General features: G+C 63.6%; 17 protein-coding genes. 12 read left to right on the top strand and 5 right to left on the bottom strand.

Features of this window, described 5'->3' with window-relative positions; translation table 11 throughout:
• Positions 1-7: 7 nt before the first annotated feature.
• Complete coding sequence (locus tag C7I87_RS25415; protein WP_149906802.1) at positions 8-1210, bottom strand: pyridoxal phosphate-dependent aminotransferase; 1203 nt, start codon at positions 1208-1210, stop codon at positions 8-10.
• Between the two features lie 216 nt (positions 1211-1426).
• On the opposite strand from C7I87_RS25415, the gene C7I87_RS25410 reads away from it, so the two are divergent.
• The 3 genes from C7I87_RS25410 to C7I87_RS25400 all read left to right on the top strand — a co-directional run bounded on the left by C7I87_RS25410 (position 1427) and on the right by C7I87_RS25400 (position 3867).
• Positions 1427-2323 carry an EAL domain-containing protein gene (locus C7I87_RS25410; protein WP_149906801.1) on the top strand — a complete coding sequence of 299 codons (897 nt, stop codon included), beginning with the start codon at positions 1427-1429 and terminating at the stop codon, positions 2321-2323.
• The gene (locus C7I87_RS25405) at positions 2320-3174 is read left to right on the top strand and encodes an EAL domain-containing protein (protein ID WP_149906800.1); all 855 of its coding nucleotides are present in this window, start codon (positions 2320-2322) and stop codon (positions 3172-3174) included. Before C7I87_RS25410 ends, C7I87_RS25405 begins: the two co-directional genes overlap by 4 nt.
• Positions 3175-3258: 84 nt before the next feature.
• On the top strand, positions 3259-3867 hold the full coding sequence (locus C7I87_RS25400; RefSeq protein ID WP_149906799.1) for a glutathione S-transferase family protein: 609 nt from the start codon (positions 3259-3261) through the stop codon (positions 3865-3867).
• Between the two features lie 75 nt (positions 3868-3942).
• Here C7I87_RS25400 and C7I87_RS25395 read toward each other — a convergent pair whose 3' ends face one another.
• From C7I87_RS25395 to C7I87_RS25385, 3 genes are all read right to left on the bottom strand, one after another.
• Positions 3943-4197 (bottom strand): ParE family toxin-like protein, encoded by a 255-nt coding sequence (locus C7I87_RS25395; protein ID WP_149906798.1) that lies wholly within the window; start codon positions 4195-4197, stop codon positions 3943-3945.
• The gene (locus tag C7I87_RS25390; protein WP_149906797.1) at positions 4194-4394 is read right to left on the bottom strand and encodes a hypothetical protein; all 201 of its coding nucleotides are present in this window, start codon (positions 4392-4394) and stop codon (positions 4194-4196) included. Before C7I87_RS25390 ends, C7I87_RS25395 begins: the two co-directional genes overlap by 4 nt.
• Before the next feature lie 271 nt (positions 4395-4665).
• Entirely contained in the window at positions 4666-4878 is a 213-nt protein-coding gene (locus C7I87_RS25385) for a cold-shock protein (RefSeq protein WP_015316174.1), read from the bottom strand.
• 274 nt (positions 4879-5152) lie between these two features.
• On the opposite strand from C7I87_RS25385, the gene C7I87_RS25380 reads away from it, so the two are divergent.
• On the top strand, positions 5153-5479 hold the full coding sequence (locus C7I87_RS25380) for a hypothetical protein (protein WP_149906796.1): 327 nt from the start codon (positions 5153-5155) through the stop codon (positions 5477-5479).
• 163 nt (positions 5480-5642) lie between these two features.
• Here the strand turns inward: C7I87_RS25380 and C7I87_RS25375 are convergent, their stop codons facing one another.
• Complete coding sequence (locus tag C7I87_RS25375) at positions 5643-6212, bottom strand: methylated-DNA--[protein]-cysteine S-methyltransferase (protein ID WP_149906795.1); 570 nt, start codon at positions 6210-6212, stop codon at positions 5643-5645.
• A 182-nt stretch (positions 6213-6394) separates the two neighbouring features.
• Here C7I87_RS25375 and C7I87_RS25370 point away from each other — a divergent pair, with 182 nt between their 5' ends.
• The 8 genes from C7I87_RS25370 (at position 6395) to C7I87_RS25335 (ending at position 13653) form a co-directional block, all read left to right on the top strand.
• Positions 6395-7327, top strand: a complete 933-nt coding sequence (locus C7I87_RS25370) for a lytic transglycosylase domain-containing protein (protein WP_149906794.1) — start codon at positions 6395-6397, stop codon at positions 7325-7327.
• Positions 7328-7332: 5 nt separating this feature from the next.
• A complete protein-coding gene (locus tag C7I87_RS25365) occupies positions 7333-7821 on the top strand; it encodes a GNAT family N-acetyltransferase (protein WP_149906793.1) in 489 nt (162 codons plus the stop codon).
• A gap of 114 nt (positions 7822-7935) precedes the next feature.
• Positions 7936-9204, top strand: a complete 1269-nt coding sequence (locus tag C7I87_RS25360) for an ABC transporter substrate-binding protein (RefSeq protein ID WP_149906792.1) — start codon at positions 7936-7938, stop codon at positions 9202-9204.
• Positions 9205-9251: 47 nt separating this feature from the next.
• On the top strand, positions 9252-10166 hold the full coding sequence (locus tag C7I87_RS25355) for a carbohydrate ABC transporter permease (RefSeq protein ID WP_149906825.1): 915 nt from the start codon (positions 9252-9254) through the stop codon (positions 10164-10166).
• A 1-nt stretch (position 10167) separates the two neighbouring features.
• Positions 10168-10992 carry a carbohydrate ABC transporter permease gene (locus tag C7I87_RS25350; RefSeq protein ID WP_149906791.1) on the top strand — a complete coding sequence of 275 codons (825 nt, stop codon included), beginning with the start codon at positions 10168-10170 and terminating at the stop codon, positions 10990-10992.
• Positions 10993-11139: 147 nt separating this feature from the next.
• Positions 11140-11883, top strand: a complete 744-nt coding sequence (locus C7I87_RS25345) for a DUF899 family protein (RefSeq protein WP_149906790.1) — start codon at positions 11140-11142, stop codon at positions 11881-11883.
• A gap of 147 nt (positions 11884-12030) precedes the next feature.
• Positions 12031-12984 (top strand): YihY/virulence factor BrkB family protein, encoded by a 954-nt coding sequence (locus C7I87_RS25340; protein WP_246696405.1) that lies wholly within the window; start codon positions 12031-12033, stop codon positions 12982-12984.
• A gap of 120 nt (positions 12985-13104) precedes the next feature.
• The gene (locus C7I87_RS25335; RefSeq protein WP_149906788.1) at positions 13105-13653 is read left to right on the top strand and encodes a DUF4142 domain-containing protein; all 549 of its coding nucleotides are present in this window, start codon (positions 13105-13107) and stop codon (positions 13651-13653) included.
• Positions 13654-13812: the final 159 nt, after the last annotated feature.

Raw genomic sequence — 13812 nt, 5'->3', positions numbered from 1 at the left:
TATCTGATCAGGTCAGCGATGCCGTGAAGCGCTGGATGCGGGTGCAGGCTTCCTCCAGCAGCGTCTCCGAGGTGGCGTAGGAGATGCGGAAGTTGGGGCCAAGGCCGAAGGCCGAGCCGAACACCACCGCGACGCCCTCGGCATCGAGCAGTTCCGAGCAGAAGGTCTCGTCGGTGTCGATCACCTTGCCGGCCTTGGTCTTCCTGCCGATCAGCTGGGCGCAGGACGGATAGACATAGAAGGCGCCTTCCGGCGACGGGCATGTGATGCCGCGCGCCTGGTTGAGCATCGAGACGACGAGGTCGCGCCTCCCCTGGAAGATCGCCTTGTTCCTGCCGATGAAGTCCTGCGGGCCGTTGAGCGCCTCGACGGAAGCCCATTGCGCGATGGTGCAGGCGCCCGAGGTCTGCTGGCCCTGGATCATGTCCATCGCCTTGATCAGCTGAACGGGACCGGCCGCGTAGCCGATGCGCCAGCCGGTCATGGCATAGGCTTTCGAGACGCCGTTCATGGTCAGCGTGCGCTCGTAGAGCTTTGGCTCGACCTCGGCGATGGTCTTGAAGACGAAGCCGCCATAGGTGAGATGCTCGTACATGTCGTCGGTCAGCGTCCAGACCTGCGGATGCTTCAACAGCACGTCGGCGAGCGCCCGCAGTTCGGCCTCCGTGTAGGCCGCGCCCGACGGGTTCGACGGCGAGTTCATCAAGAGCCATTTGGTCTTCGGCGTGATCGCCTTTTCCAGCACCGCCGGCGTCAGCTTGAAGCCGTTGTCGATCGAGGTGTCGGCAAACACCGACGTGCCGCCGCAGATCGCCACCATTTCGGGATAGCTGACCCAGTAGGGGCGGGGGATGATGACCTCGTCGCCGGGGTTCAGCGTCGCCATGAAGGCGTTGAACAGGATCTGCTTGCCGCCGGTGCCGACGATGGTCTGCTCGGGCTTGTAGTCGAGATTGTTCTCGCGCTTGAACTTCTTCGCGATCGCCTCGCGCAGCGGCACGATGCCCGAAACCGGCGGATATTTGGTCTCGCCACGGCGAATGGCCTCGATCGCCGCATTCTTGATATTGTCGGGCGTGTCGAAATCCGGTTCGCCGGCGCCAAGGCCAATGATATCGCGGCCGGCATTTTTCAGCTCGCGGGCTTTCTGCGTCACGGCGATGGTGGCGGAAGGCTTTACGCGGGAAAGGGTGTCGGCAAGGAAGGCCATGACCTTTTGTCTCTCCAAAGGATCGGCGCGGCCAGGAGCGGCCGCGGCGCTTCTCATGTCGCATCATTCCCCCTAGCGCAAGCCTTGTCGGCTGGGCCAGGTGACGCGGCGCGGTCAATGAGGCGTGAACGGCAACACTAAATTCATTAACGGGCGGTAGAGGCTTGCATGGCAGGATCGCCGTTCAATTCCGCCAGATCGCGGAGCGAGGAACCCTTGTCGCGCAGCATCGGACTTGCCCATATCGTCCGTCATGATGACGGCACCTCGACTGGTGTCTGGGGCATTTATACGCTGCAAAGCGCCTTCCAGCCGATCTTTGCCTTCAAGGAGGGCAAGCTGTCGGTTGCCGCTTTCGAAGGGCTGATCCGCCCATTTCGCGATGGCGAGCCGCAATCGCCGATGAGCTTCTTCTCGACGTGCCCGGCGGCCGACCGCCTGCATGTCGAAGCGCTGACAAGGACACTCCACCTGCTCAATGCCGGCGCCTGCCTGCCGCAGGAGGCGTCGATCTTCGTCAATTTCGACCCGTCGGTGTTCACCGAGCGCGCTGTCGCCGACAGTGCCTTGCGCGAAATGCGGCTGGTGCTGCACGAGGCCGGCATCGATCCGGGCCGTGTCGTGTGTGAGGTGACGGAGCAGAGATCGGCATCGCAGGAGACCCTGCACAGCTTTGTCGCAGCGCTGAAGGCCAATGGCTTCCGGATCGCCGTCGACGACTATGGCGCCGACGATTCCGACATCAACCGCATCAAGGAGCTGAAGCCCGACATCGTCAAGTTCGATGCGCAATGGATTACGCAACTGATGGAATCGGGCGCCGGTTTCGCGCTGCTGACATCCATGGTGAGGAGCTTCGAGGACCAGGGCATCCGCACCGTGTTCGAGGGTATCGAGGAAGGCTGGCAACTGGAGCTGGCCGAGCGGTCGGGCGCCACGATGGTCCAGGGTTACGTGCTGGCCCGTCCCGAACTGGCCCCGACAAGTTTTCGTGTTTTCGCAAAGGGCGGTCCGGAACCTGCTCCCGCCGCAAGCCATGCGTCCGCTCCCGCCGCCGTGGCGCCGCGCACGGGGCGGCCCGCAAAAGCGTTCGGCCGCAGGATCGCGCCATGAGCGTTGAGCGGCGGCGCAATGTCGGCGATGCGATCTTCGTCGACGAGGTCGGCATCGAATATGGCATCCATGGCGACTTCCGCCTGCGCAGCGCCTACCAGCCGATCTACGCCCCGCGCGACAGCAGCTTGTACCCGGTTGCCGTCGAAGGCCTGATCGAGCCGCACCGCGCCGGCCGGACGGGGTCGCCGCGGATGTTCTTCGACAGCGTCGCGGCTTCGGACCGGCTGTTCGTCGAAACCATGTGCCGGGTGCTGCATCTCAGGAACTTCCAGAATATCGGGGTCGATGGGCTCGACCTGTTCTTCAACTACAATCCGCTGGTCAACGACCATCCTGCCCGGGCGCTGGCCGAGATCCGGCTGATGAGCCGGCATCTCGACGAACTCGGCCTCGCGCCCGCCATGCTGGTCTGTGAAATCACCGAACAGGCGGCCGACGATGCGCTGCTGGCCAGGCTGGTGCGCGAAATGCGGCGCGACGGCATCCGCATCGCCATCGACGATTTCGGGACCGGCCATTCGACCGAGGAGCGGGTGAGCCTGCTTCAGCCCGACATCGTCAAGATCGATGGCGGCTGGTTCGCCGAATTCTGCCGCCATGCCGCCGCGGAACGGTTCTTCCGCCCGCTGGTCTCAAGCCTGCACGACCGCGGCGCCAAGGTGCTGGTCGAGGGCATCGAGCAGCCCATACACCTGCGCGTCGCACTCGAAGGCGGGGTCGATTTGCTGCAGGGTTTTCTTCTCGGGCGTCCGGCGCTGGCCGGCACCATCTTCAACGAAGAGCCGCTTGCCATCGAGGCGCTGCTGGGCTTCGACAACAAGGTCGTGCCGTTGCATAAGCGGCGTTGATGGTCGCGCCAAAACAAATCACTGGTTGAGAATGCCGCCGCTGCGATAATCGCGCCCGCAGAAGCAGCGCTCCGGGGAACCACAATGATACTTTACAGCATGATCGACAGCGGCAATTGCTATAAGCCGCGCCTGCTGATGGCCAAGCTCGGCCTGGCTTTCACGACCGTCGAGGTGAGTTCACATGCCGGCGATACGCGCAAGGCCGATTTCGTCGCCAAGAATCCGAACGCCATGGTGCCGCTGCTGGAACTGGACGACGGCCGGCGGCTGGCCGAATCCAACGCCATCCTGCTCTATCTCGCCGAAGGCACGCGCTTCCTGCCGGCGGACAGATACGAGCGCGGGCTCGCCTATCAGTGGCTGTTCTTCGAGCAGTACAGCCACGAGCCCTATATCGCCGTGCGCAAGGCGCTGCTGACTTTTCCCGAACGGGCCGCGGATGCCACGCCCGAGCGGCTGGCGGTGACGCTGGAGCGCGGCAATAAGGCGCTTGGCGTCATGAACACCTATCTGGAAAACAACGACTTCTTCGCCGGCGGTGCGTTCAGCGTCGCCGACATCGCGCTCTATGCCTACACGCATACGGCAGAGCAGGGCGGCTTCCAGCTCGACGCCTATCCGGCGGTGGTCGCCTGGCTCGCCCGCGTGGAAGCGGACCAGGGGCATGTGCCGATCGGCTGGGTGGGGTAGTTTCCCGGACGGATCGCCAATACATGCGGTGTGCGGGTTTCGCGGCCTTGCCACGCAGTGAGTGACTGCCCGCAACTACTTGAGAAGGCGGTCATATTCGGAGTGGGTGCCGATCCAGAACCAGACGAAATCGTCCTGGTCGCGGATAGCGACTGCACGGTGGTTGAGGTCAATTCGCGCCGACCAATAACGACCGACCTGTTTGAAATGCAGCGATGGGTAAAACGGATCGGCGCGGAGTTTGGCAAAGCTGGTGTCTGCCTTCGCCTGAATTGCCGGGGATAATTTGCCATATGCCTCCCAGAAAGAGGGTGCGGCAAAGTGATTCAAAGAGGCCGGGTCCGACCAGCGCGATGATCGGCCAATGCTTGTGCGGCAAGCTTGTCCAGCCGGCCTGCCTTGGCATCAGCTTCAATCTGCTTGTCCCATTGAGCGGCCCGCAGCGCCTCGAACCAGGCGGCAAACGCCTTCAGTTCTTCCGGGCTCAACTCGATGATGGATTTTTCGATTTGTTCAAGCTTGGTCATGACTGGATAGTACCACTATTGGCCATATGGTACCACCGGTGGGACATAAGCTAGGCCTGGATGGCCAAAATCCAGACAAATAAAAAGGCGGGATAAATCCCGCCTTCCCATTTCGGTAGCCTGATTGGGAGCGTCCGGTCCGGGCTGGCAGCTATCTGCTGTTCCAGCTTGTCGGGTCTTACCACTCTGGCGCGCTTCTCGCGCGACCGTCAGTACATCCGTGACTTGCCGCGCGCCCCGAACTCTCGTCCGGCGCGCGCCATTTTCAAAATCAGGCTGCCTTGCTCAGAGAACCAGCGGACGACTTGCCAGTGCGGCGGTCCTGCTCGATCTCGAAGTTGATCTTCTGGCCTTCGACCAGGGTCGACAGGCCAGCGCGCTCGACAGCCGAGATGTGGACGAAAACGTCCGCGCCGCCGCTGTCAGGCTGGATGAAGCCGAAACCCTTGGTGGCGTTGAACCACTTGACCGTTCCAGTTGCCATATAAATAGTCCTTCACATTTGCTTTGGTATGACCGGACCGAGGTCCAGCCGGTGTGCATCGAGATTTTGGAGATAGACGTCAGCAAACGCGAAGATCGCGAGGCCCGGATCGATCGGCCGAAATATCAATGGGGCTGATATAGGCTGCTTTCGCGCAAAAAACAAGACTGCGTGAGAAAGCCGTGATCGGGGGCGGCCCAACGGCCGCCCCAATCTGGTGAAACCGTGGCGCAAGATCGCGCCGTTCCTGGCGGCGGATCGAGGGGAGAGGGCCATGAAGACCATCCTGCTTGCCGCCTGCCTCACGCTGGTGGCCGCCCAGGCGCACGCGATCTCGCGCTACGACCCGAGCCGTATGAGCTGCGGCAAGGTCCAGTCGACGATCGCGCGCCAAGGTGCGGTCATCCTGCGCTACAAGTCGGCGCGGGTGCCGGGACTGCCGCTCTACGACCGCTATGTGCAGAGCCAGCAGTTCTGCACCATGGGCGAGGTGAGGACGCGCGCCTATGTGCCCAGCGCCGACACCAAGTCCTGCCCGGTCTATATCTGCAAGCGGCCGGACAACGAGCGTTTCAGGCACCGATTCATCCGGCGCCATTAGGGTGTATTGATATTCAGGTGATGCCGGCCTGCAAACAGCGGCTTTCTGCGCTTCCGGTGCTCACGTACTTAAGTACGCTCCGCTCCGGTTCTCGAAAGTCATTGTTTTCGGCTCGGCCTGACCTGAATCTCAACACACCCGGGAGCGATTCCTGGAACTGCTCTCAGAAGCCGAAGGACACCTGCGCCGGCGGTGGCGGGCCGACGCGTACGCCTTCCATGGCCAGCATCTTTTCCTTGGTGACCGAGCCGCCGGGCGCCGAGAAGCCGCCGATCTTGCCGCCGGCGGCAAGGATGCGATGGCAGGGGATGACCAGCGGCACCGGATTGGCGCCAAGGGCCGCACCGGTTTCGCGTGGCAGGCCGGCATGGCCGGCGCGCTTGGCGAGTTCGCCATAGGTGGTGGTTTCGCCATAGCTCAGTTTTCTTGCGGCGTCGTAGATGGCGAGGCGGAAATCGTCGACGCCGTCGAGATCGACGGGAAAGCCGGTGAAGTCGACGTCCTCGCCCGCGGCATAAGCCTTGATCGAGGCGATCAGCTCGACCACCCATGACGGCTGGGCCGTGGAGGCGGAAACGCCGGCGTGGCGCATCAGCCGCCGCTCCACCGCTTCGCGGCTGCGTTCGGGCAGGCAGAGCCGGATCAGGCCCTTTTCGCTCCAGGCGATGCCCATGAAACCGATCACTGTTTCTAACACTGCGTGGCCGGCTGTGATCGAAGATGTCGTTTCCATGATGCGCTCCTTTCCGCAAAGCGGCGGAATTCGGGATTCCCGTCAGTACATATCAGGAACAATATGGCATCGCTGCCTGCGTCCCGCCACCCGAAAACCACCAGATGGCCCCGATTGCTACCCAGGAATCGCTGGTGTAAGGGAAATCTTAACGACCCGACAAACCGGACTCCGAACGCGGCTTGCCAGCAAAACAAACCCTTATAGCCATCGGCGTGATCGTGGCGGCCGCCGGCATGAGCGGCTGCACCTCGACCTCGCAGATGAAAGCCGCGCCGTCGCTGACCGAAACCGCGACCACGGCCGGCAGCGATGCCGGCTTCACCGTGCCGCTGCCGGAGACGGTTTCGGTGCTGCCGCAATCCTCCGGAATCGCGCCCGTTCAGACGGCTGAGTCGACCCCGAGCCCGGCCGCGCCGGCGCTCGATCCCGCCGTCCGGCCGGCTGCGGCGACCGCCGCCTTTGCCGGGGCAACGCCCACGGCGCCGGCCATGCCCGCCGTGATGACCGCCAATGCCTGGCAGGCGCCGGCCCCGGCAAAAGCCGGCCAGCCGATCCAGTCGGCAGCAACCTATACGACTGCCGGGCTCATCGTGCCGGCGGTTGCCAAGGGCGGCCAGAAACTGCCTGGCGTGCAGCAGGTGGCCTATGTCGTGCCGCAGAACCCGGCTGCCCTGGTACAGTTCCCGTCGGCGCCCGTCGAGCCCGAGCAGCCTGCGACCGGCATGCGCGGCGACGTCGACCGGCTGATCGTCAAATACGCCGCCTTCTACCAGGTGCCGGTGGACCTGGTGCGCCATGTCGTCAACCGCGAAAGCACCTACAATCCCAAGGCCTACAACAATGGTCATTGGGGGCTGATGCAGATCAAGCACGCGACGGCGCGCGGCATGGGCTATGACGGGCCGGCCAAGGGCCTGTTCGACGCCGAGACCAATCTGAAATACGCCGTCAAATATCTGCGCGGCGCCTGGCTGGTGTCGAACGGCAACGCCAAGAAGGCCGACTGGCTCTACCAGACCGGCTACTATTTCGACGCCAAACGCAAGGGCCTGCTGGAGGCGACCGGCCTCGGCGTCGACCGCAAGCGCGGGCGTCTTCAGCCCGACGCCTGAGCGCGATGCCAGAACCGCATCCGCCGGCTCCAAACGACATCCGGCTGCGCAAGATCCTCGACGAGACGCTGGTTCCACCGCACTGGCCGGACGGCTTTGTCATGCGCGCCTTCGGACATGGCGACGCGCTGCCCCTGCATGCGTTGCTGAGCGATGTGTTCGACGACGGCACCGATGGCCCCTTCGACGAATGGTGGCCGCGCATATCCGAAGACCCCGAATTCGACCCGGCGCTGTGCTTCCTCGTCATCGATGCCAAGGGCCGGCTGGCGGCGGCTGCACTGTGCTGGAGCTCGGCCTTCGTCAAGGATCTCGCCGTTCATCCCGACGCGCGCGGCAAGGGCGTCGGCGAAGCGCTGATGTGGCATGCCTTCGCCATTTTTCGCGACCGGGGCGCCACCCATGTCGATCTCAAGACCAATACGCTCAAGAATGCCGCCGCCGTGCGGCTCTACGAGCGGCTGGGCATGAGGCCCGTCGCTTGGGAAGGCTGACCGCCGGCAATGGCTGTTCGGGAACCCAAGGCGCTGCTCCGCATTCAATGAACGGTGGGGTCTGACCGGCTGCCGGTGCTGTGCGCCGCCGGCTGCCAAGGGAGATCCACCGCGATGAAGGTTTTCCACGCATTGCTGGCGTTAAGCGTCGCTGCCATGCTCGCGGCGGGTTCGGCGCGCGCGGTCGAGCTGTCGATCGTGTCGGGCGACACCGGCAATGGCCTCAAGGTGCTGCGCGAGATCCTCGACCGCTATGAGAAAGCGAGCGGCGACAAGGTCACCATCGTCGCCATGCCGTCGTCCGGGACCGACCAGTTCGGCCAGTACAGGCTGTGGCTCGCCGCGGGCAACAGCGACGTCGACGTCTACCAGACCGACGTCATCTGGGCGCCGCAGCTTGCCAGCCAGTTCGTCGACCTGACCCAAGCGACCAGGGATGTCGTGGCCAAGCATTTCCCGTCGATCATCCAGTCGCAGACCGTCGACGGCAGGTTGGTGGCGCTGCCGATCTTCACCGATGCGCCGGCGCTCTATTACCGCAAGGATCTGCTCGACAAATACGGCGCCAAGGTGCCGGCCACCTGGAAGGAGCTGGGCGACACAGCCAGGCTGGTGATGGACAAGGAGCGGGCCGCGGGCAACAGGGATATCTGGGGCTTCGTCTTCCAGGGCAACGCCTATGAGGGGCTGACCTGCGACGCGTTCGAATGGGTGGTGTCGAATGGCGGCGGCCATATCGTCGAGCCGGATGGCGACATTTCCATCAACAACGCCCGGGCGGCGGCCGCGCTCGACATGGCCAAGGCCTGGATCGGCACCATCGCGCCGCCCGGCGTGCTCGCCTACCAGGAAGAGGAATCGCGCGGCGTGTGGCAGACCGGCAATGCGGTCTTCATGCGCAACTGGCCCTATGCCTATGCGCTGGGCAACAGCGAGGGGTCGCCGATCAAGGGCAAGTTCGACGTCGCGCCGCTGCCGGCGGGCACGGGCGAAGGCGCCCGACCGGCGGCGACGCTTGGCGGCTGGAACCTTGCGGTCTCGAAATATTCCAAGCACCCGGACGCGGCGATCGAACTGGTCAAGTTCATCGCCTCGCCGGCGATGCAGAAATACCGCACGCTCAGGACCGCCAACCTGCCGACCATCCAGGCGCTCTATGACGATGCCGACATCGCCGCGCAACAGCCGATCATTCCACAGTGGAAAGAGGTCTTTCTCAATGCCGGGCCACGGCCCTCGGCGGTGACCAGGAACAAGTACAACGAGGCGTCGAGCCAGTTCTGGAACGCGGTGCACAAGACCTTGTCCGGCGAAGGCAGCGCCGCCGACAATCTGGCCGACCTCGAGGCGACGCTGACCCGGCTGAAAGGCAAGGGCTGGTGAGCGCGGGACCGGTTGATGCCGCCACCCGGCGGCCAGGCTTGCGCCTGATGCGCCAGCGTGTGCGCTCGGCATGGCTGTTCCTGGCGCCGATGCTTCTGGTGCTCGCCGCCGCTGCCGGCTGGCCGCTTTCCCGCACGGTCTATTTCAGCTTCACCGATGCCTCGCTGTCCGATCTCGACGCCCGCCAATGGGTCGGCTTTGCCAATTATGTCTCGGTTCTGCGCATGCCGAGCGGGCGGGTCATCCATGACGGGCTGCTTCTCGACCCGGTCTGGTGGAGCGCCGTGTGGAATACCGTGCGCTTCGCGGTGGTTTCGGTGACCTGCGAGACGATCCTCGGCATGGTCGTCGCCCTGGTGCTCAACGCCGAATTCCCCGGCCGCGGCATCGTCAGGGCGGCGATCCTCATCCCCTGGGCGATCCCGACCATCGTCTCGGCCAAGATGTGGCAGTGGATGCTGAACGACCAGTTCGGCATCATCAATGTCGTGCTGATCAACCTGGGGCTGATCGACCACAAGATCGCCTGGACCGCCAGCGCCGACACGGCGATGGCCGCGGTGCTGATCGTCGATATCTGGAAGACGACGCCGTTCATGGCGCTGCTGATCCTGGCCGCGCTGCAGATGCTGCCGCGCGAGATCATCGAGGTCGCCAAGCTCGACGGCGCCAATCCATGGCAGATCTTCTGGCGGGTGACCTTGCCGCTGATCCGCCCGGCGGTGATGGTGGCGGTGATCTTCCGGGCGCTCGACGCGCTGCGCATCTTCGACCTGATCTACGTGCTGACGCCCAACAATGCGCACACCAAGTCGATGTCGGTGTTCGCGCGCGAGAACCTGTTCGAATTCGACAAGTTCGCCTATGGCTCGGCCGCCTCGACCCTGCTCTTCCTCATCCTCGCCTTGCTTACCATCCTGACCATCCGCATCGGCCGGATAAGCCTGGAAGGAGGCCGCTGAGATGTGGCTCTTGAAGCGCGCGGCCTTCTATCTGCTGGTCGGGGCAATCGTGCTCATCGCGGTCTTCCCGTTCTACTACGCCATCGTCACCAGCCTGAAATCGGGGACCGAACTATTCCAGGCCGATCTTTGGCCGAAGGCGCCCGGCCTCGGCAATTATCGCAACGTGCTGGCCGAAGGCGCCTTCGCGCGCAACCTCCTGAACTCGCTGGTCGTCTCGGGTGCGGTCGTGGCGCTCTCGCTGTTCCTCGGCGTCACTGCCGCCTACGCCCTGGCGCGCATCCGTTTTCGCGGCCGCTCGGCGTTGCTGTTCGCCATCCTGTCGGTCTCGATGTTCCCGCCGGTGGCGGTTCTGGCCGGGCTGTTCGAACTGGTGCGGATGTTCGGCCTCTACAATTCGCTGTTCGCGCTGATCTTCTCCTACATGATCTTCACGCTGCCGTTCACGGTCTGGGTGCTCACCGCGTTCGTCCGCGACCTGCCGGTCGAAGTCGAGGAGGCGGCGATCCTCGATGGCGCGACGCCGTGGATCATCATCACCCGCATCTTCCTGCCGCTGATGTGGCCGGCGCTGGCGACCACCGGGCTGCTCGCCTTCATCGGCGCGTGGAACGAGTTCCTGTTCGCCCTGACCTTCACCTCCAACGATGCGCGGCGGACCGTGCCGGTGGCGATCGCGCTGCTCTCGGGCAATTCGCAATTCGAAATCCCGTGGGGCAACATCATGGCCGCATCGGTGATCGTCACCGTGCCGCTGGTGATGCTGGTGCTGATCTTCCAGCGCAAGATCGTCTCCGGCCTCACCGCCGGCGGGGTCAAGGGGTGAGAAGCCGGACGGAAAGCCGTTTCATGCTTTTCCTGGAGTTACGCTGGATTCCAGCGCGTAAAAATGTCGGAACCGACCGCGGTGAAACGTCCTTGGGTCGCAGAGCACCGGGGCCGGGACGCCGGCGACGACTTGAAGGAGCCGATCATGATCACCTTTCCCAACGAATCCGCCAAATACCGCACCGCGCGCGAAAAGCTGCTGCAAAAGGAAATCGAACTGCGCCGCGCCATGGAAGCCGTGGCCGAGGCGCGGCGCGCGCTGCCGCCGGGCGGGCTGGTGCCGCAGGACTATGTGTTCGATGGGCTGGATATCGCCGGCAAGACCGCGAAGATAAAGCTGTCGGAGCTGTTCGCACCCGGCAAGGACACGCTGATCCTCTACCAGATGATGTTTCCGCGCCATCCGCGGGAGACGCGCGATGTTGCGACCAGCGGTGGCACGGCGAAGCTCGCCCGGCCCGACCAGCCATGCCCGTCCTGCACGGCGCTGCTCGACCAGTTCGACGGCGCGGTCGGCCATCTCCAGGCGGCCGGCTTCAACTTCGCCGTCGTGGCCAAGACGGCGCTGGAGAACCTGGTCACGCTCGGCCGCGACCGCGGCTGGCGCAACATGCGGCTGGTGTCGTCGGCCAACAACAGCTTCAAGCGCGACTACAATGCCGAGGACGCGGACGGCGCGCAGATCCCGCTGCTGTCGGTGTTCCACCGCGACGGTGACGGCATCAGGCATTTCTGGTCGTCGGAACTCGGCTTCGCCCCCACCGAGCCCGGCCAGGACCCGCGCGCCATCGGCACCTGCGAGATCCTGTGGAACCTGATGGATTTTACCCCGGAGGGCCGGCCGGACTGGAACGAGCAGCTGCAATATGGCGAGGCGTGCTGCCACTGAGGTAGGCGCGCTCTTGCTGAAACTCTCGCCCAGGTCGGCCGGAACATCGGAAGACCGGCTGCATTGATAGTGGACGGTTTGCGACCCCTTCACGGATTCGAAGTGCGACCCACACTTAAAAACCTATGGGACTTGGTGCGAGAAAGCGTGGTTGGCTTTGTCGACGACAATGCCCTTAGTCATGGCGCGGCGATGGCCTTTTATGCCGCCACGTCGCTGGCCCCGGTTCTGATCATCGTCGTCGCGATAGTTGGCATCGCATTTGGTCATGACGCGGCACAGGTGGCTTTGTCTGCCCAGATATCGGGGCTGATGGGTTCAGAAAGTGCTGCTCTCCTTCAGGCAGCGCTCGAAGGGGCATCCAGCAAATCATCGGGTACCGTGGCGGCCATCATCGGCGTGGTCACTTTGCTCGTCACCGCCTCCGCGGTGTTCGGCGAGATGCAGCAGGCACTGAATGCAATATGGAAGGTTGAAGCGAAAGGGAGTTCGCTGTCGCGTCTCTTGCGCGCGCGTGCGGCAAGTCTCGGCCTGGTCGCCGCCCTCGGCTTTATGTTGCTGGTATCCTTGGTGGCGAGCGCGGCGATCTCTGCTCTGGGCAACGTGATCAGCGCTCATTTGCCGTTCGGCGAATTTGTTCTGAGCGCGATCAACACCCTGATTTCCTTTTCATTGATCTCCGTGATGTTTGCCGCGATCTACAAAGTCCTGCCGGACCGTGCCTTGGAATGGCGGGATGTCGGGATCGGTGCTGTCGTGACCGCCGCTCTGTTCACATTGGGGAAGTCGCTTATCGGTTGGTATATCGGCACAAGTGCGATCGCATCATCATATGGTGCGGCCGGAGGGCTGCTCGTCATACTGCTCTGGGTCTATTATTCATCGGAAATCTTTCTGCTCGGCGCAGAGTTGACCCGCGCCTATTCCGTTCGACATGGGAGCAGGTCCGACCTGGACGGGTTGGTTCAAAATACTCCCGCTTCACAAAACGTTGTTTCAATTCGCCGAAGGCCTAGATCTTCGGGCGTCGTTGCGTTGTTGGCGATGGCGTGCGTGAGCGCAACGATGACAGCCTTTCTGCTGGGGCCACGTCGCCCGTAGATCACGCCGCAGTCGTAAGGGTGCTTCCCCTTCTCCCCCGCGAGGAGAAGGGACGCGGCTTCGCAACCTCGCTGCATCTGCCGCGTTGGGTCTGCGAGGATACCTTCACGGAGCGTTTCGATGAAACCGCATCTCGCCATTGCCATTCTGGCCCTTCTGGCCGGCGCGCCTTCAGCCTTTGCCCAGCAGGCGGTCAGCACCTTGCCGGCGGTGTCGGAGAACAAGGTCGACACCGACACGTTCTCGAAGACCTTCGTCAGCGCCAACCGTTTCGAGATCGAGAGCAGCAAGCTCGCCGGGCAGAAGCATGTCGCGGCCGATGTCGGGGATTTCGCCGCGCTGATGGTCAAGGACCACACCAAGGCCGGCCAGGATTTCAAGGCGGCGCTGGAAAAGAGCCAGACCACTGCATCCATCAAGCCCGAAGGCCCGCCGCCGCTGCTGCCGAAGGACCAGGCCATGCTGGACCAGCTCAAGGCGCTGGATGGCGATGCTTTCCAGGCCAAGTACATCACCTTGCAGACCGAGGCGCACAAGCAGGCGGTGGCGATGTTTTCCACCTACGCCCGGTCCGGCGACGACCCGGCGCTGAAGGAATTCGCCAAGAAGACCCTGGAGATGCTGAAGATGCACGAGATGCATCTCAGGGATGTGGCGGCGGTGCATTAGGGGCTGGGCGTTCAAGGTCGGCACTCTACGGCGCCCCCCTCTGTCCTGCCGGACATCTCCCCCACGAGGGGGGAGATTGGCTGTCATCATCGCCTTCGCCAATTTCCAACGTTGCAAGAAGAGAGCCGGCGCCAAAGCGGCCAATCTCCCCACCCGTGG

It is taken from the genome of Mesorhizobium sp. SARCC-RB16n (assembly GCF_008520305.1).
Taxonomy (GTDB): Bacteria; Pseudomonadota; Alphaproteobacteria; order Rhizobiales; family Rhizobiaceae; genus Mesorhizobium.
The sequence above is the reverse complement of the archived record's forward strand: the minus strand, read 5'-3'. Positions and strand labels throughout refer to the sequence as shown.

Bases quoted from the DNA above. Each gene is read 5' to 3' on its own strand.
- C7I87_RS25415 (WP_149906802.1), bottom strand. From the start codon at position 1,210: ATGGCCTTCCTTGCCGACACCCTTTCCCGCGTAAAGCCTTCCGCCACC.
- C7I87_RS25405 (WP_149906800.1), top strand. From the start codon at position 2,320: ATGAGCGTTGAGCGGCGGCGCAATGTCGGCGATGCGATCTTCGTCGAC.
- C7I87_RS25400 (WP_149906799.1), top strand. From the start codon at position 3,259: ATGATACTTTACAGCATGATCGACAGCGGCAATTGCTATAAGCCGCGC.
- C7I87_RS25390 (WP_149906797.1), bottom strand. From the start codon at position 4,394: ATGACCAAGCTTGAACAAATCGAAAAATCCATCATCGAGTTGAGCCCG.
- C7I87_RS25385 (WP_015316174.1), bottom strand. From the start codon at position 4,878: ATGGCAACTGGAACGGTCAAGTGGTTCAACGCCACCAAGGGTTTCGGC.
- C7I87_RS25380 (WP_149906796.1), top strand. From the start codon at position 5,153: ATGAAGACCATCCTGCTTGCCGCCTGCCTCACGCTGGTGGCCGCCCAG.
- C7I87_RS25375 (WP_149906795.1), bottom strand. From the start codon at position 6,212: ATGGAAACGACATCTTCGATCACAGCCGGCCACGCAGTGTTAGAAACA.
- C7I87_RS25365 (WP_149906793.1), top strand. From the start codon at position 7,333: ATGCCAGAACCGCATCCGCCGGCTCCAAACGACATCCGGCTGCGCAAG.
- C7I87_RS25360 (WP_149906792.1), top strand. From the start codon at position 7,936: ATGAAGGTTTTCCACGCATTGCTGGCGTTAAGCGTCGCTGCCATGCTC.
- C7I87_RS25355 (WP_149906825.1), top strand. From the start codon at position 9,252: ATGCGCCAGCGTGTGCGCTCGGCATGGCTGTTCCTGGCGCCGATGCTT.
- C7I87_RS25350 (WP_149906791.1), top strand. From the start codon at position 10,168: ATGTGGCTCTTGAAGCGCGCGGCCTTCTATCTGCTGGTCGGGGCAATC.
- C7I87_RS25345 (WP_149906790.1), top strand. From the start codon at position 11,140: ATGATCACCTTTCCCAACGAATCCGCCAAATACCGCACCGCGCGCGAA.
- C7I87_RS25335 (WP_149906788.1), top strand. From the start codon at position 13,105: ATGAAACCGCATCTCGCCATTGCCATTCTGGCCCTTCTGGCCGGCGCG.